Genomic DNA, 16,563 nt, shown 5'->3' with positions numbered 1-16,563 from the left:
AGGCTAAGATAATACTAGACAAAAGGGCTGTGACAGTTTTTGTTACGGCTCTTTTCTGCGTGAAAGGAAGTTATGTATGGAAAAGATCGAAAAATTATTTGGGATGCTTAATGAGCATGCGGAAAAAATAGAAAAAGAGCAGAATACAACGTTGCTAGAAGGGGTGCTGGATGGACTAGAGGCTTGGCTTGATGGGGATGTAGATTTCTCACAACAAGGTGCAACGAAGGAAGATGTGCGCAAGTCCATTCAAATTGCGATTTTAAAAGGAATGCGTCAAGGGTCTCAGCCAAACCATCAAATGACACCAGATACACTCGGTCTATTAGTTGGTTATTTCGTAGAGCAAATTTTTGCTGATCGATTGGCAAAGGAAAAACTAACAATATTAGATCCAGCAGTGGGCACAGGTAACTTGCTAATAACTGTTATGAATTTACTTGATGGCAAAGTTGAAGCATCTGGTGTGGAAGTGGATGAGTTACTAATTCGTTTAGCGGCTGCCACTGCAGATTTAACAGAGCAACCCATTTCCTTATATCGTCAAGATGCATTACAAGACTTATTAGTTGATCCTGTAGATGCCATTGTTTGCGATTTACCTGTCGGTTATTATCCAAATGAAGAAGTGGCGCTAGATTATGAACTTTGTGCATCAGAAGGAATGAGTTATGCGCATCATTTATTTATTGAGCAGTCCGTCAATTATACGAAAGATGGGGGTTATTTATTTTTCTTAGCGCCAACACATCTTTTTGAATCCGAGCAGTCTAAGCAACTGCATAAGTACATCCAAAAGCATGCTTGGATTCAAGCAATTATTCAATTGCCAGATACAATGTTTGCCAATAAAGCTCATGAAAAAAGCATTGTTATTTTACAAAAACAAGGGGAAGCTTTTAAAGCGCCAAAAGAAGTATTGTTAGCGAAAGTACCAAATATGCAAAATAAACAAGCGCTTGCGATGTTCTTTGAAAAAGTGAAGATGTGGCAAGAGAGCAAATAATAAAAAAGGTATCCATATTGGATACCTTTTTATGTATTGCTTGATTATGCTTCTGGTGTACGGATAACAAGTACGTCGCAATTTGCAGAGCGAACGATTGCTTCAGATACTGACCCGATTAGGAAGCGTTCTACGGCGTTTAAACCAGTAGCGCCACAAATAATTAAGTCTGCATCAACAATTTTAGAAAGTTCTTTTGTAATAATATTTTTAGGAGATCCATACTCAATTACAAGGTTTACGTTAGTTAAGCCTTCTTCTTCAGCTTGTTTTTTGTAACCATTTAATAATTCTTCAGAGAAAGCTTGCGCACGTTCTGCAATTGAACGGTCATATGCTTCGATAGCAGCGAAAGAACGCGTATCAATAACATTTACTAGGTTTAATACGGCACCTTCGTTACGTTTAGCAACGTCAATTGATTTTCGGAAAGCGTACTCCGCTTCTTTAGAACCGTCTACTGCAACTACAATGCTTTTATAATGATTAGCCATTTGTATTACCTCCCTATTTGTATAATTTAATTATATCAAATGATTTTCTAAAGGAAATACTTTCCGGAGAAAATTTGTGAAAAAGTGAAGGCGTTTTACTGAGAAGGGCTACTGAATTCCATTAGTAGTATTAATATTTAGTATTTTAAAAATGTTGTGAATTTAAATAGTATTTACTTTAATTGAAGCATTTTTTTCTTTTGTTTGGTAAGATGGAAATGCAAGGGGTGCATCTTATGCAAAGAATTGCATATTGATGAAATATTGCTTATTTCATAGGTTATTGAAAGGGGATTGGAAATATGAAAATTGGTATTCCAAAAGAAATTAAAAACAACGAAAATCGCGTAGCAATGACACCGGCAGGAGTTGTCTCATTAACGCATGCTGGCCACGAAGTGTATATTGAAGCTGGGGCTGGTATCGGTTCAAGCTTTACAGATGAAGATTATGTAGCAGCAGGTGCGCATATTGTTGCGTCGGCTAAAGAAGCATGGGCTCAAGAAATGATTTTAAAAGTAAAAGAACCCGTAGCAACGGAATACGATTACTTTTATGAAGGACAAATCTTATTTACCTACTTACATTTAGCACCAGAGCGTGAACTTACACAGGCATTAATCGATAAAAAAGTAGTAGGTATTGCCTATGAAACAGTACAACTTGCAAATGGCTCTTTACCTTTATTAACGCCAATGAGTGAAGTAGCAGGTAAAATGGCAACTCAAATTGGTGCGCAATATTTAGAAAAAAATCATGGCGGAAAAGGTATTTTACTAGGTGGAGTATCTGGCGTACAACGCGGTAAAGTGACCGTTATCGGTGGAGGAATCGCTGGAACAAATGCAGCGAAAATCGCCGTTGGTATGGGGGCTGATGTAACAGTTATTGATTTAAGCCCAGAACGTTTACGTCAAATTGAAGATTTATTTGGTCGCGATGTGCAAACGCTAATGTCGAACCCTTATAATATTGCAGAATCAGTGAAAGACTCAGATTTAGTAGTTGGAGCTGTGTTAATTCCTGGAGCTAAGGCGCCGAAACTAGTATCGGAAGCAATGATTCAATCGATGCAGCCAGGCTCTGTTGTGGTGGATATTGCGATTGACCAAGGGGGTATTTTTGCAACTTCGGATCGTGTGACAACTCATGATGACCCAACTTATGTGAAGCATGGGGTTGTACATTATGCTGTTGCGAATATGCCAGGTGCTGTACCACGTACATCAACGATTGCTTTAACAAATAATACAATTCCATATGCGCTGCAAATTGCTAATAAAGGTTACAAGCAAGCATGTATTGACAATCCAGCATTGAAAAAAGGTGTTAATACATTAGATGGGCAAATTACTTATAAAGCGGTTGCAGAAGATCAAGGCTTGCCATATGTGAATGTTGATGAATTAATAAATTAAAAATACCAGGTTAAGAACCGTTACGTGGAGATACATTGTGTGCGGTTATAAAAAAGAGTTAGATTGATTTTCAATCTAACTCTTTTTTGCTATGTCGTTTATTTCCGCTACGTGCGGCGCTTTCCGCTCAGCACAGTAAGCCGCAACCCTCGCTAACGCGCGGACTTGTTGCGACTTACATTATGTGCTGTGAGATGCACCCAAATTGTTGAACTCTTTATTCACAAGGAGGGTGCATCGATGGAAACAAGAGAAAAGAAAAAGAAAGTCGTTGAACTGTATCAAAAAGGCGAACTTTCGCACAGTGCAATTGCTAGAGAATTAAAGATCAATAAAGCGGTTGTGTCGAGCTGGCTAGCGATTTATAAATATCATGGATTAGATGGATTATTAGCTCCCCCTTGTAAGAGCTACGACGATTCCTTTAAACTAGAAGTCATACACTATTTAATAGAGACCGTCGAGTCGTATACCGAAGTTTCGGGGAGATTTAATCTTCACAGTCGGGCAACTTTATGGAAATGGATGCATCTTTACATGACCGAAAATGACTGGGCTCTCTATCATAAAAAACGGGAGCGTCGAGACATGAAAAAAAAATCTACTACGACAACACAAAATGATACAGAAAAACTACAAGAAGAATTGGAGCTATTAAGAGCGGAGAATGCTTATTTAAAAAAGTTACATGCCTTAATTCAAGAAAAAGAAAAATTAGCACGAAAGAAAAAGTCCTGATTGTAAATGAATTAAGGCTTGCATTCACGTTAAAGATTTTATTAAAAGTAGCGAACCTAACGAAATCAACTTTTTATTATCACCTAAAAGCTACCACAAAGGTGGATAAATATAGCGAACTGAAAAAGCAAATTCAAGCGGTTTACCAAGAACACAAAGGACGTTATGGCTACCGCCGCATCACGATCCAATTACGTAAACAAGGCGTACGAATTAACCATAAAACTGTGTTTCGCTTGATGCAGGAAATGGGCTTAAAAGGACGTAAAAAGAAACGGACTTATCGTTCATACAAAGGAGAAATAGGACGAGTGGCTCCCAATCAATTAAATCGCCAATTTGAAGCAGCACGCCCTAACCAAGTGTGGTTGACAGATGTAACGGAGATTAAAGTGAATGGAGTGAAACGCTATTTATCCGCCTTTCTCGATGTCTTTAATCGTGAAATTGTTGGTTATGCCCTAGCTAAAAATCCGAACTTTGATCTCATTCACCAATCTTTCTCTCAAGCTATAAGTGCAAGGAAATTAAAAAAAGCCAATAATCTATTAATCCACTCGGATCAAGGCTGGCTTTATCAAATTGGTCGCTTTCAACGAATGGTAGAGACATACGGAATGACCCAAAGTATGTCACGTAAAGGAAATTGTTTAGATAATGCGCTCATGGAGGGCTTCTTTGGCATTCTTAAAAATGAATGTATTTACCAAACATCTTTTCAATCCGTTCAAGAAGCAGAAAAAGCCATCCACGATTACATTCGTTACTATAATAAAAAACGAATAAAAGAAAAACTGGACGGGTTAAGTCCAGTTGAATACAGAAAAAACTTTGAAAAAACAGCGAAATAAAAGTACAACTTTATGGGTTCATATCACTGTTCCCGCAGGAGTCGCCGCCTTCACTCCAATCAACTGAACACGTTGGGAGTCCATTTTGGTACTATAAGGAAGCACCGCCATAGCGGACAACAACGATATAGAAAAAGTGTTAGATTGATTTTAGTCAATCTAACACTTTTTCTCTTTTGTCACTGTAAAGTAAGCTATAGAACCTGTTTTATCTTCTACAGCTTACTTCCAACTGTAAAACATCTTTTCAGTTACAGTACGATTAAGTCTTTAGGGAATTTTGTTAACACTTCCACACCATCTTTTGTAACAACAACATCGTCTTCAATACGAACACCAGTCACATCCGATTTGTAAACGCCTGGCTCAATTGTGAACACCATGCCTTCTTCCATTACCATCTCATTTGCACCTGTCACAGATGGGAATTCATGTACGGAAATCCCAAGGCCATGACCAAGTCGATGTGTGAAATACTCTCCATACCCTGCATCAGTAATTGTATCGCGAGCAATTTTATCTAAATCCATTGCGCGTACGCCTGGCTTCACTGCTGCAATAGCATTTGTATTAGCAGCTAATACGGCATTGTAGATTGCTTTTTGGGCCTCGGAAGGCTCACCAAATGCCACTGTACGTGTGATGTCTGAGCAGTAGCCATCGTAAATTACACCTAAATCGAATAATACCATATCGCCCTTTTCAATTTTACGAGCGCCTGGTTTACCATGTGGAGAGGCCGATTTCGGTCCGCTTAATACCATTGTTTCAAAAGACATTTTACAGCCTTTTTCTTGAATCGCACTTTCAATTGCTGTTAAAATTTCCATTTCTGTTTTGCCTTCAGCAATTTCTTTACAGCCTACTTCAATTGCATAATCTGCAAGTTGCGCGGCTGTGCGCAGCTTGTTCAATTCATCTTCATCTTTAATAACACGCATAGCATTAATTTTCTCATCTAGGCGCACGAAATTTGCCTGTGGAAATGATTGTTGTAATGCCTCTAATCGCTCAACAATCAGCTGCGCTTTTTCAATTGCAAACGTTTGTGGATCGACATTACGAGCTATAATGGCTTGTGCAAGAACATCCATAGAATTGTCTGTATCTTGGTGACCGATCACTTCATATGACCAGCCGGCAGCTTTCGCATCTGGAATCTCCATTTGCGGGCAAATTAAAAAAGGCTCTGCTTCTTTAAAAATCATTACACCAAGTAAACGCTCATGTGGATTACTTTTAAAGCCTGAAACGTAAAAAACATTATCGGGTGTCGTTACGAAAGCAGCATCAATTTGATTTTTTTGTAAATAGTTTTGGATTTCTTGTACTTTTGACATCATCCATTTCCTCCTCATGTTACACCGAGTATTGCTGATGTTAGCCTATTGCGAATCGCCTTTTTCTAATGCAATAATCGTCTAAACTGGCGTGGCTTTTTTCTCGGCATCTTATGGCGAATAAAGTTGCGCATTAAACACTTTTATATCCTGTATAAGCATATCAAAAAAAGGGAAAAAGCGCATGGATAGCGAATTAAAAGAGGGAGCGAATATTATGGTTGTCAGGAGGAACGCTTTATGGAAATTAGTTATCATGGCCATTCTGTCGTTAAAATTCAAACAAATGGCAAAACAATTTTAATTGACCCTTTTATTAATGGAAATAGTCAAACCGATTTGAATGTCGCTGAGGAAGCACCAGATATTATTATCCTTACACATGGGCATAATGACCATGTAGGAGATACAGTAGAACTTGCCAAGAAAAAAGATGCACTTGTTATTGCGCCAAATGAGTTAGCCAACTGGATTTCATGGCAAGGTGTGAAAGCGCATCCAATGCACATTGGTGGAGGGAGACAATTTGACTTTGGTAAGGTGAAATTTACACAGGCTTTTCATGGCTCTTCCTATGTAACGGAAAATAATGAAATTATTTATATGGGAATGCCTGCAGGGGTTTTATTATTTATCGAAGGTTTAACCATTTATCATGCAGGCGATACTGCATTATTCAGTGATATGAAATTAATTGGTGAACGTCATCCTATTGATATCGCATTTTTACCAATTGGCGATAATTTTACAATGGGTCCAGAAGATGCGGCATGTGCAGTATCCTTTTTACAGCCGAAAATTGTTGTACCAATCCACTATAATACGTTCCCGCCAATCGAGCAGGATCCACAAATTTTTGCAAATTTAGTGCAAGATGCCGCAGTGCAAATTTTAAAAGCCGGTGAAAAAGTAAACTGTTCCTAATCATTTAAGGTGCTGTACTATAAGGATTGACACCACGTGCGTAGTTGAAATAATAGGGAATGTGAAACATTTTACACCTTTATACTCAATATTTTCGTAAAAAATATGGTACACTAAATACAGAATTCATTGCTTGAGAAATAGGTGATATTTTGTCAACAAAACATGAGAAGATTTTACAATACATCGAATCACTACCCGTGGGCGATAAAATTTCAGTACGACAAATTGCAAAAGAAATGCAAGTGAGTGAGGGCACGGCTTACCGCGCTATTAAAGAAGCGGAAAATCGCCGCCTCGTTAGTTCGATTGAGCGTGTCGGAACAATTCGTATTGAGAAGAAAAAGAAAGAAAATATTGAACGCTTAACATTTGCAGAAATTGTTAATATTATTGATGGCCAAGTGCTAGGTGGAAAAACCGGCCTTCATAAAACGTTAACAAAATTTGTAATCGGTGCAATGCAATTAGAAGATATGATGCGTTATACAGATGCGGGAAGCTTATTAATTGTCGGAAACCGTTTTAAAGCACATGAAAATGCGCTACGTGCTGGCGCTGCTGTATTAATTACAGGCGGATTTGACACGACGGAAGATAACAAACAGCTGGCCGATTCATTAGATTTACCGATTATATCAACTAGTTACGATACGTTTACCGTAGCTACGATGATTAACCGTGCCATTTATGACCAGTTAATCAAAAAAGATATTTTATTTATTGAGGATATTTTTGTACCGATGACTGAGACATCAGTCCTTCACAATGATGAGACGATTCATCATTTCCAGAAGTTGAATGAGCGTACAACACATGGCGCCTTTCCAGTCGTTACGGCAAACAATAAACTGGTCGGCATGATTACCGTAAAGGACGTAATTGGTAGAGAAGAAGATGAGCTTATCGAAAAGGTCATGACGAAAAATCCAATTGCTGGTTCTATGAAAATGAGTGTTGCATCAGCTGGGCACCGTATGATTTGGGAAGGAATCGACTTACTGCCAGTTGTAAATGACGATAATGTGTTGCAAGGGGTCATTAGTCGACAAGATGTACTAAAAGCATTGCAGCTTGCGCAAAGACAGCCGCAGCACGGCGAAACCATTGATGATTTAGTGAAAAATGAGATGAAAGTGCTAGGCGATGAAGATTTAATGGTGGAGTTTAAAGTTACACCGCAAATGACAAACCAATATGGAGCTATTTCCTATGGAGCTTTTACCACATTGTTAGCTGAAGTTGGATCATTTGCACTAAAGCGTCGTAAACGTGGCGATGCAGTGGCAGAAAACATGACCATTTATTTCATTAAACCCGTTCAAATGGAAAGTACACTGACCGTCAAGCCGCGCATATTAGATATGAGTCGTAAGTTTGTGAAAATGGATTTTGAAGTATTTAATGAGCAAACATTGGTCGGCAAGGCAATGATGATGTTCCAACTATTAGAGCGTTAAGCACACGAAAAAAGGGATGGCCTAGAGCGTATACTAGGTCATCCCTTTCAATTAGCTATAATATGTAATACCATGTCCTACTAGCGGTTAATACGATATTCTTCATCAACAAATTGACCATAGTGGCGAGCTTTTTTTACATTTTCAATAATAACAAAGATGCCTAATGCGACAAGAATTGCTACAATAATAAATGTAAACGTTCCAGGGAATAAGTAAGCTTGGTTCAACGAAAATGCCAGAATAAAAGAACCAAATCCTATATTCGCCTTACTTTTGTACCAATTTTTAGCAATAGGTAATGGAGAACGGAACTGTTTTGTTTTAAAATAAAAATAAAAGACAAATGATATGATAATTGCAAAGACAAAAATTAAATTGAGCATAGTAAACCTCCTAGCATAACTAGACATTATTGTAACGATTTTTGAGGAAAAATGCTAACGGTTATTACTATCATGTTGGAGGAAATCAATTTGAAAAGACAAATCATCGACACAATTGCTTCATATGAGACAATCGTTATTCATCGCCATGTGCGTCCAGATCCGGATGCCTATGGTTCACAACTAGGGTTAAAAGAATTAATTTTAGCTAATTATCCAGAGAAAAAGGTTTACGCTGTGGGGGAGCACGATACATCTTTGTCGTTTTTAGCCCAGCCGGATCAAATTGCCGATGAAGTGTATGAAAATGCATTAGTTATTGTAACGGACACAGCAAATACGGAGCGAATTGACGATCAGCGCTATACAAAAGGCAAAATGCTTGTGAAAATTGACCATCACCCTAATGACGACCAATACGGAGACTTATTATGGGTAGATACAACAGCTAGTTCATGCAGTGAAATGATTTATGAGCTTTTTGAACAAGGGAAAGAAATCGCTGACTGGCAACTATCGGATGCATCAGCAAGATTGTTATTTGCCGGCATAGTAGGCGATACGGGTCGTTTCCAATTCCCAAGCACAACTGTCAAAACATTTAAAGTAGCAGCTGAACTCATTACATATAACTTTAATCGAAATGAAATTTTCGATGGCATGTATGAAATGGAGCCAAAGCTATTAACATTACAAGGCTATATTTATCAGAACTTTATAATGGACGAACATGGCGCGGCATATGTTAAGCTGACAAAAGAATTACTTGCGGAATTTAATGTAGTGCCATCAGAAGCATCACTGTTAGTGGGCTGTCTAGGGAGCGTAAAAGGAATTTGTGCATGGGTCATCTTTATAGAGGAAGAAGATCAAATTCGTGTCCGTCTTCGCTCGAAAGGACCTGTTATTAATACGTTAGCGAAGGAATTTAATGGTGGTGGACATCCACTTGCTTCCGGTGCTACAGCCTATTCTTGGCAAGAGGCACAACGTGTGATTACGCGTTTGCAAGAAATTTGTAAAGCATATCAATAATTGAAAGGCGGGGATTCTTTTGACACATGTATATACACAAATGCATACGAGCGCGGATTTATTAAAAAGCACGATTCGGCTTGAACAATTGATCCCTTTTTTACAAGAACAAAATACGCAGGCCTGTGCAATTGTTAATTCAAAATTGTACGGGCTTTTGCCTTTTTGTAAAGCAATGCAGCAGGCAAATATGCATGCTGTTATAGGGCTTTCCATAAAGGTGCAATGGGATACGACAACAATACCGCTTGTGCTGTATGCGCAAACACAGGAAGGTTATCAGCATTTATTAAAAATTAGTAGTGCTGTTTCGATTAGAGAAGATGAAGTTTTACCTTGGAGATGGTTAGAAGGCTACGCAGCGGGCTGTATAGCGTTACTTTCGACAATGGATATAGCGGAAATTGCGCAATGGACAGACATGACTAATGCGCTTCAACAATTGTTTGGAAATCGACTTTATGTAGGGATTGCAAGACCAGGGGGCATGCTTGCTGACTATGAAGCCATGGTTGCACAGCACTGTGAAACTAGAAATATTCCAATTGTAGCAACACAGCATTGTTATTTTTTAAGACCGGAAGATCATTTTGCTTTTGAGGTTGCTAGAGCAATTGATACAGGGGACAAGCTTCAAGCAACAATGTTAACAGCTCATTTAGAACATTTTTATGTGCCGACAGAGCAACAGTGGAAAGGGTGGTTTGCAGATCGTCCTGAATGGCTTGAGGCAAGCGCGAACATGCTCGCTAGCTGTGTTGCCAAAATTCCCGAAATGCCTGTTCAAATGCCAAAATTCCCCGTACAAGAGGGTGAAACAGCTGAAAGTATGCTTGTAAAAGAAGCGTTTTCAGGTTTAGCGGCGCGCTTAAAGCTGTCTGAGCTTCCGCAGGTTTATCAAGAGCGACTACACTATGAACTAGAAATCATCAGTTCCATGGGCTATGCCGATTATTTTTTGATTGTTGCAGATTTTATGCGCTTTGCTAAAGAACAGCGTATTTTAACTGGGCCGGGTCGTGGTTCCTCAGCCAGCTCTCTTGTTGCCTATAGTCTTTACATTACACAAGTAGATCCACTCGCCTATGGTTTACTGTTTGAACGATTTTTAAATCCTGAACGTGTCACATTGCCGGATATTGATATAGATTTTGTAGACAGTAAACGACATCAAGTGATTCAATACGTCGCACAAAAATATGGCAAGGCGAATGTAGCGCAAATTATTACATTTGGTACATTGTCAGCAAAAGCAGTGGCAAGAGATGTAGCGCGTGTTTTTGGCTTTGATACTGAAGTGATGGAAAAAATCTCAAAAATGATTCCAAATAAACCGGGCATGACACTACAAAGAGCGATGGCAGAATCACAAAACTTTCAAAGTTGGCTGGCTGAAGCTGAAGCACATCGACGTTGGTATGACGTCGCTTTAAAATTAGAAGGCTTACCGAGAAATTCTTCTACCCATGCTGCTGGTATTGTACTGGCACCCACGCCATTAGTTAATACGGTGCCAATTGAAGATGGGCACGACGGGATCTATTGTACACAATGGCCGATGGGAGATGTGGAAGCATCAGGTCTGGTCAAAATGGACTTTTTAGGCTTGCGCAATTTAACCATTTTAGAGCAAGTACGTTGGTCTATTTATAAAGCAGGTGGGCCATGGATAGAATTTGATCGTATTCCGATGCACGATGAGCGTACATTTCAGTTATTGCAAAAAGGGGATACTGTAGGTATTTTCCAATTAGAATCAGATGGCATGAAACAAGCATTGCGTGATATTTATCCAACGCATTTTTCAGATATAGTAGCAATCAATGCATTGTATCGTCCAGGACCGATGGACTTTATTCCTGTATATGCAAGAAGAAAGGCTGGCAAAGAACATGTAACGATGCCACATCCGTTGCTGGAGCCGATTTTACGTGAAACATTTGGCGTCATTGTTTATCAGGAGCAAATTATGCAGATTGCCGCTACGATGGCTGGATTTACGATAGGACAGGCAGATCTATTACGCCGTGCAGTTAGTAAAAAAAATCGTGACATATTGGAAGAACAACGAATTGCTTTTGTGAATGGGGCATTGAAACAAGGTTTTGATCGCATCGTCGCAGAGGACGTTTATGCACTTATTGTGCGCTTTGCGGACTATGGCTTTCCAAAAAGTCATGCAGTGGCCTATAGTGTCATCTCCTATCATATGGCGTATTTAAAAGCGCATTTTCCGCAAAGCTTTTATGCAGCTTTATTAACGAATGCAACAGGCAATGTAGAAAAAATTCAGCAGCTTGTTGCGGAGGCCAGTGAAAAGGGCATTGCCTTTTATCCGCCATCGTTATTACAAAGTACAAAATTCTTTACTGTTGAAAAGGATGGTATTCGCTATAGTTTAGCTGGTATTAAAGGCGTACCACATACGTTTTTAGAAAAAGTGGTAGCGTTGCGTAAAACAAATCCCGATGCTTTTCATAATATATTTGATTTAGCTGTAGCGTTAAGTGCCCAACATTTTAAACCGAAAATAATGGAGCCTCTTATATATGCAGGGGTGCTCGATTATTTAGGGAAGGATCGTGCTGTGCTTATTGCTACTTTAGAGGCGGCTTTCAAACAGGCGGAGCTTGTTCGCCCGACAGAAGATGTGGATATCGAAACGGCAACTGCCTTTAGCTTTGGAAAACCGAAGTATATGGATGCCGAAGCGATGCCACAGAAGGAAAAATTGCAACATGAGAAAGAAACGCTAGGCTTTTATATTTCAGCACATCCTGTTGCCGACGAAAGAACAACGTGGGGGGATGTCACGACAACGTGTGCTGAGCTGAAGCATACACGTGAAGGAACATACGTAAAAATGTTAGGCTTGATTGAAGAAGTGAAAAAAATTAGGACTAAAAAAGGTGAGCAAATGGCTTTTGTCCAATTGCAAGATGAATATGGCACAGTGTCTGTTACCTTATTCCCGCAAGTTTTTCAACTCGTACAAGATCTTTTGATTGAAGATGAATTGCTATATATTGAAGGCACACTTGAAAAACGTTTTGGTAAACCACAAGTGAAAGCAAAACATGCACAATCGACTAAAAAAATATAATATTAAACAAGAATTTGGAAACTGCATAGACTTTTATGCAGTTTTTTCTTTACTTTTTAACAGTTATTTTGTAAGATGTAGTCAATGCCAAAAAAGTGGTCAGACCACTTTTAAATAACGGGAGTTAATCATATGGATAAACAAACCGAACAAAAAAAAGTATTTTTAGAAATCGTTCAGCAATTGCGTCAACTTATTCGTATGGAAAAAATTCAAGCTGGAGAGAAGCTTCCTTCTGAACGTGTTTTATCAGAAAGGTTAGGTGTTGGGCGTTCCTCTGTAAGGGAAGCACTGCGCAGTTTAGAGTTACTTGGACTTATTGAAACGCGTCACGGTGGCGGGACATTTCTTGCCTCAACACATAAGCATCAGCTTGTCGAAGTACTGTCGATGTTTATATTAGAAGATGAAAAATCAAAAAAAGATGTCGAATTAACGCGACAAATTCATGAAAAGGAAGCAATTCGCGTAATAAGTTGTACAGAGATTCTTCGTACACTACCAGTGTGGGATAGTTTTTTTGTGAGGCTGGAAATTGAAGGAACAGTAAATTGTCGTGATGTCTTGCGAGAAATAATCATTACATCTGGCAATCGACTTTCGCTGAAAATTTGGTTTCAACTAACGGCTTATGACGGTGACCGTTTAAATCGAAACTCAACGGAAGATGAAAAACTAATTCTTCAAACGATGTTGAAATCCATGCAGCTTGGCTATGAAAGAGAAGCATTACGAGCTTACGAGCAGTGGATGGCTACTAGTCAAACTTTTTAAACAACAAAGGGGGAGTCAATCATGGCAATACGCGACATATTTAACGCAAATCGAAAAAAGAAACAGGATGGACAAGAAAAGGCATTTCCAGAAGGACTCATGACAAAATGTCCAGAATGCCGTCATATTCAGTTAACAAAAGAATTAGAAAAGCACCATAAAGTATGCACGAAATGTGGCCATCATTTTAAAATGACTGCACAGGAGCGTGTAGCAGACTTCTTAGATGAAGGATCGTTCGTTTCAATGGACGATCACTTACAATCAAGTAACCCACTGAATTTCCCTGCCTATGTAGAGAAAATTAATGCCGATCAACAAAAAACAGGCTTAAATGAAGCTGTTTTGACGGGTTTAGGGACACTTGAAGGTGAAGATATTGTTGTTGCCATTATGGATTCTCATTTCCGAATGGGTTCAATGGGTTCGGTTGTTGGTGAAAAGATTACGCGAGCAGTGGAAAAAGCAACTGAATTACGTGTGCCATTTATCATTTTCACCGCAAGTGGTGGAGCGCGAATGCAAGAAGGTGTACTGTCGTTAATGCAAATGGCAAAGACAAGTGTTGCATTAAAACGTCATAGCAATGAAGGCTTATTATTTATTTCAATTTTAACGCATCCAACTACTGGTGGTGTTTCTGCAAGTTTTGCCTCAGTGGGGGATATTAATATAGCGGAACCTCAAGCGCTAATCGGCTTTGCGGGTAGACGTGTTATAGAAGAAACGGTAAGAGAAAAGCTACCTAGTGATTTCCAAACTGCAGAATTTTTATTAGAGCATGGTCAACTTGATGCCATTTTCCATCGTAAAGATTTACGTAAACAAGTAGCTGTGCTTGTCAAAATGCATACGAAGGGTGGCGTACAACATGTCTAAAAATTTAGCTTTCGAAGAACCAGTAGTACAATTACGTGAGAAAATTGATGAATTAAAAACGATTGCTGCTGAAGCAGACGTAGATATGACAGGCGAGATTGAAAAGCTCGAAACACGTTTAACGCAACTTGAACAATCAATCTATGAAAATATGAAGCCGTGGGATCGTGTGCAAGTAGCACGACATCCAGAACGACCAACAACGTTGCAATATATTGAGGCGATGTGCGAAAACTTTATTGAATTACATGGAGATCGTACGTTTGGAGATGATGCGGCGATTCTTGGTGGGATTGCACTATTTGAAGGACAACCGGTTACAGTGATCGGACACCAACGTGGGAAATCTACGAAAGAAAATATTCGTCGCAACTTTGGTATGCCACATCCAGAAGGCTATCGTAAGGCGTTACGTTTAATGAAACAAGCAGAAAAATTTAATCGTCCCATTATTTGTTTTATTGATACAAAAGGTGCTTACCCTGGGAAAGCGGCAGAAGAGCGTGGGCAGAGTGAGGCCATTGCTCGTAATCTAGTAGAAATGGCTGGCCTATCAGTACCAGTTATTAGTATTGTTATCGGAGAAGGCGGCAGTGGTGGTGCATTAGCTTTAGGCGTTGCAAACCGTGTATTTATGTTAGAGAACTCTACTTATTCAGTTATTTCTCCAGAAGGTGCTGCTTCAATATTATGGCGTGATGGTAGCCTGGCTAAACAGGCAGCGGAAGCGATGCGCATTACTGCACCAGATTTAAAAGAGCTTGGTGTTATTGATGGTATTATTCCTGAAATAACTGGTGGCGCACACCGCAATGTGGCAAAGCAGGCAATTTATATTAAAGAATGCATTAGTGACACACTAAATGTATTAAATTCTTTAAATGGTGAACAATTAATCGAAGACCGATATGAAAAATTTAAAAAAATCGGACAATATATAGAAGAATAGACAAAATCGCATGGCAAGCTCTGAAGGTCTAGTTCGTTAAAATATAGCGAAGAATTTATAAAAAATGTTTAAATTTGGATACTTCAGAATGGAAAGAGTGTGTGAAAGCGCATTCTTTTCATTTTTTATGTAAAAGTTATGTATTTCTAGCTCCAGAACCCTTACATAGTTTGTTTTTTCGTGTTAATGTGAATAATATTAGATAACACTGCAGGAGGTTGTTCGACAATGAAAAAAATTGCCGTATTAACAAGTGGTGGAGATGCCCCTGGCATGAACGCAGCAATTCGAGCGGTCGTTCGTAAGGCAGCTTATCATGGAATAGATGTTGTTGGAATTAAGCATGGCTATGAAGGTTTAATTAAAGGATCTTTTGAGCTACTTGATTTGGGCTCTGTAGGTGGCATCATTCAAAGAGGCGGTACCAATTTATTTTCAGCACGGTGCCCTGAATTTAAAGAAGATGCTGTCCAACAGCAAGGTATTGCAAAAATGCAAGAAGCAGGTATCGAAGGGTTAGTTGTTATCGGGGGTGATGGTTCTTACCGTGGAGCAATGGATCTTGTGAAGAAAGGTTTCCCGGTTGTTGGGGTGCCTGGCACAATTGATAACGACGTTCCTGGAACAGAATACACAATTGGCTTTGATACTGCCCTGAATACAGTCGTTGAATCCATCGATAAAATTCGTGATACAGCGACTTCCCATGAAAATTCTTTTATTGTTGAAGTAATGGGACGCGATGCAGGTGATATTGCATTGTGGGCAGGGCTTGCAGCAGGTGCTGAAACAGTTTTAATTCCCGAAGAAGATTATGATTTAGATGACATCGTATCACGTTTAGAGCGTGGTGAGGCACGAGGGAAAAAGCATAGTATCATTATTGTAGCTGAGGGTGTAATGTCAGGTAGCGAGTTGGCAAAACTGCTAAAAGAAAAAACAGGCAAAGAAACGCGTGTTTCGGTTCTTGGTCATATTCAACGCGGTGGTTCTCCAACAGCACGTGATCGTGTTCTCGCAAGTCAATTTGGTGCACATGCAGTAGAGTTGTTAATGCAAGGTAAATCTGGTCGAGCTGTAGGCATACGCAACCATACAGTGATCGATTATGATATGCCAGAAGCTTTCGAACGACATCATGAGTCAGATGTAAGCTTATATACTTTAATGAAAGAACTATCAATATAAATTGGCGTAAAACGGAGT

Annotated in this window: 15 protein-coding genes; 12 read left to right on the top strand and 3 right to left on the bottom strand. The window is 39.2% G+C overall.

The features are described from left to right. Nucleotides 1-76: 76 nt before the first annotated feature. Nucleotides 77-1,006, top strand: a complete 930-nt coding sequence (locus tag ACKVEV_RS11080) for a class I SAM-dependent methyltransferase (RefSeq protein WP_409370414.1) — start codon at nt 77-79, stop codon at nt 1,004-1,006. A gap of 44 nt (nt 1,007-1,050) precedes the next feature. Here ACKVEV_RS11080 and ACKVEV_RS11075 read toward each other — a convergent pair whose 3' ends face one another. Continuing rightward, the gene (locus tag ACKVEV_RS11075; RefSeq protein ID WP_024363791.1) at nt 1,051-1,500 is read right to left on the bottom strand and encodes a universal stress protein; all 450 of its coding nucleotides are present in this window, start codon (nt 1,498-1,500) and stop codon (nt 1,051-1,053) included. Between the two features lie 302 nt (nt 1,501-1,802). Here ACKVEV_RS11075 and ald point away from each other — a divergent pair, with 302 nt between their 5' ends. The 3 genes from ald (at nt 1,803) to ACKVEV_RS11060 (ending at nt 4,507) form a co-directional block, all read left to right on the top strand. Next, on the top strand, nt 1,803-2,918 hold the full coding sequence (gene ald / locus ACKVEV_RS11070) for an alanine dehydrogenase (protein WP_409370413.1): 1,116 nt from the start codon (nt 1,803-1,805) through the stop codon (nt 2,916-2,918). 240 nt (nt 2,919-3,158) lie between these two features. Beyond that, complete coding sequence (locus ACKVEV_RS11065; RefSeq protein WP_409366941.1) at nt 3,159-3,656, top strand: helix-turn-helix domain-containing protein; 498 nt, start codon at nt 3,159-3,161, stop codon at nt 3,654-3,656. Beyond that, nucleotides 3,563-4,507 carry an IS3 family transposase gene (locus ACKVEV_RS11060; protein WP_409370540.1) on the top strand — a complete coding sequence of 315 codons (945 nt, stop codon included), beginning with the start codon at nt 3,563-3,565 and terminating at the stop codon, nt 4,505-4,507. Before ACKVEV_RS11065 ends, ACKVEV_RS11060 begins: the two co-directional genes overlap by 94 nt. 251 nt (nt 4,508-4,758) lie before the next feature. Here the strand turns inward: ACKVEV_RS11060 and ACKVEV_RS11055 are convergent, their stop codons facing one another. Beyond that, a complete protein-coding gene (locus ACKVEV_RS11055) occupies nt 4,759-5,847 on the bottom strand; it encodes a M24 family metallopeptidase (protein ID WP_409370539.1) in 1,089 nt (362 codons plus the stop codon). Between the two features lie 240 nt (nt 5,848-6,087). Here ACKVEV_RS11055 and ACKVEV_RS11050 point away from each other — a divergent pair, with 240 nt between their 5' ends. Beyond that, nucleotides 6,088-6,771 carry a metal-dependent hydrolase gene (locus tag ACKVEV_RS11050; RefSeq protein ID WP_409370412.1) on the top strand — a complete coding sequence of 228 codons (684 nt, stop codon included), beginning with the start codon at nt 6,088-6,090 and terminating at the stop codon, nt 6,769-6,771. A 152-nt stretch (nt 6,772-6,923) separates the two neighbouring features. After that, a complete protein-coding gene (locus ACKVEV_RS11045) occupies nt 6,924-8,231 on the top strand; it encodes a DRTGG domain-containing protein (protein WP_409370411.1) in 1,308 nt (435 codons plus the stop codon). A gap of 80 nt (nt 8,232-8,311) precedes the next feature. On the opposite strand, the gene ACKVEV_RS11040 is transcribed toward ACKVEV_RS11045, so the two are convergent. After that, nucleotides 8,312-8,617: a YtpI family protein gene (locus ACKVEV_RS11040; protein ID WP_402920548.1), complete on the bottom strand. Its 306-nt coding sequence runs from the start codon at nt 8,615-8,617 to the stop codon at nt 8,312-8,314. 90 nt (nt 8,618-8,707) lie between these two features. Between ACKVEV_RS11040 and ACKVEV_RS11035 the strand changes: the two genes are divergently transcribed. The 6 genes from ACKVEV_RS11035 to pfkA all read left to right on the top strand — a co-directional run bounded on the left by ACKVEV_RS11035 (nt 8,708) and on the right by pfkA (nt 16,545). Next, complete coding sequence (locus tag ACKVEV_RS11035) at nt 8,708-9,652, top strand: DHH family phosphoesterase (RefSeq protein ID WP_409370410.1); 945 nt, start codon at nt 8,708-8,710, stop codon at nt 9,650-9,652. Nucleotides 9,653-9,671: 19 nt separating this feature from the next. Further along, nucleotides 9,672-12,755: a DNA polymerase III subunit alpha gene (dnaE, locus tag ACKVEV_RS11030; protein WP_409370409.1), complete on the top strand. Its 3,084-nt coding sequence runs from the start codon at nt 9,672-9,674 to the stop codon at nt 12,753-12,755. Between the two features lie 132 nt (nt 12,756-12,887). Beyond that, the gene (locus ACKVEV_RS11025; RefSeq protein WP_409370408.1) at nt 12,888-13,529 is read left to right on the top strand and encodes a FadR/GntR family transcriptional regulator; all 642 of its coding nucleotides are present in this window, start codon (nt 12,888-12,890) and stop codon (nt 13,527-13,529) included. A gap of 21 nt (nt 13,530-13,550) precedes the next feature. Then, on the top strand, nt 13,551-14,408 hold the full coding sequence (gene accD, locus ACKVEV_RS11020; protein ID WP_409370407.1) for an acetyl-CoA carboxylase, carboxyltransferase subunit beta: 858 nt from the start codon (nt 13,551-13,553) through the stop codon (nt 14,406-14,408). Next, nucleotides 14,401-15,357, top strand: a complete 957-nt coding sequence (locus tag ACKVEV_RS11015) for an acetyl-CoA carboxylase carboxyltransferase subunit alpha (protein ID WP_409370406.1) — start codon at nt 14,401-14,403, stop codon at nt 15,355-15,357. Before accD ends, ACKVEV_RS11015 begins: the two co-directional genes overlap by 8 nt. A 228-nt stretch (nt 15,358-15,585) precedes the next feature. Beyond that, nucleotides 15,586-16,545 (top strand): 6-phosphofructokinase, encoded by a 960-nt coding sequence (pfkA, locus tag ACKVEV_RS11010; protein ID WP_409370405.1) that lies wholly within the window; start codon nt 15,586-15,588, stop codon nt 16,543-16,545. Nucleotides 16,546-16,563: the final 18 nt, after the last annotated feature.

The sequence above is a fragment of the Lysinibacillus sp. 38-6 genome (assembly GCF_046245175.1).
GTDB lineage: Bacteria > Bacillota > Bacilli > Bacillales_A > Planococcaceae > Lysinibacillus.
Note: the sequence above shows the minus strand (reverse complement) of the source record. Positions and strands in the feature narration are given on the sequence as shown.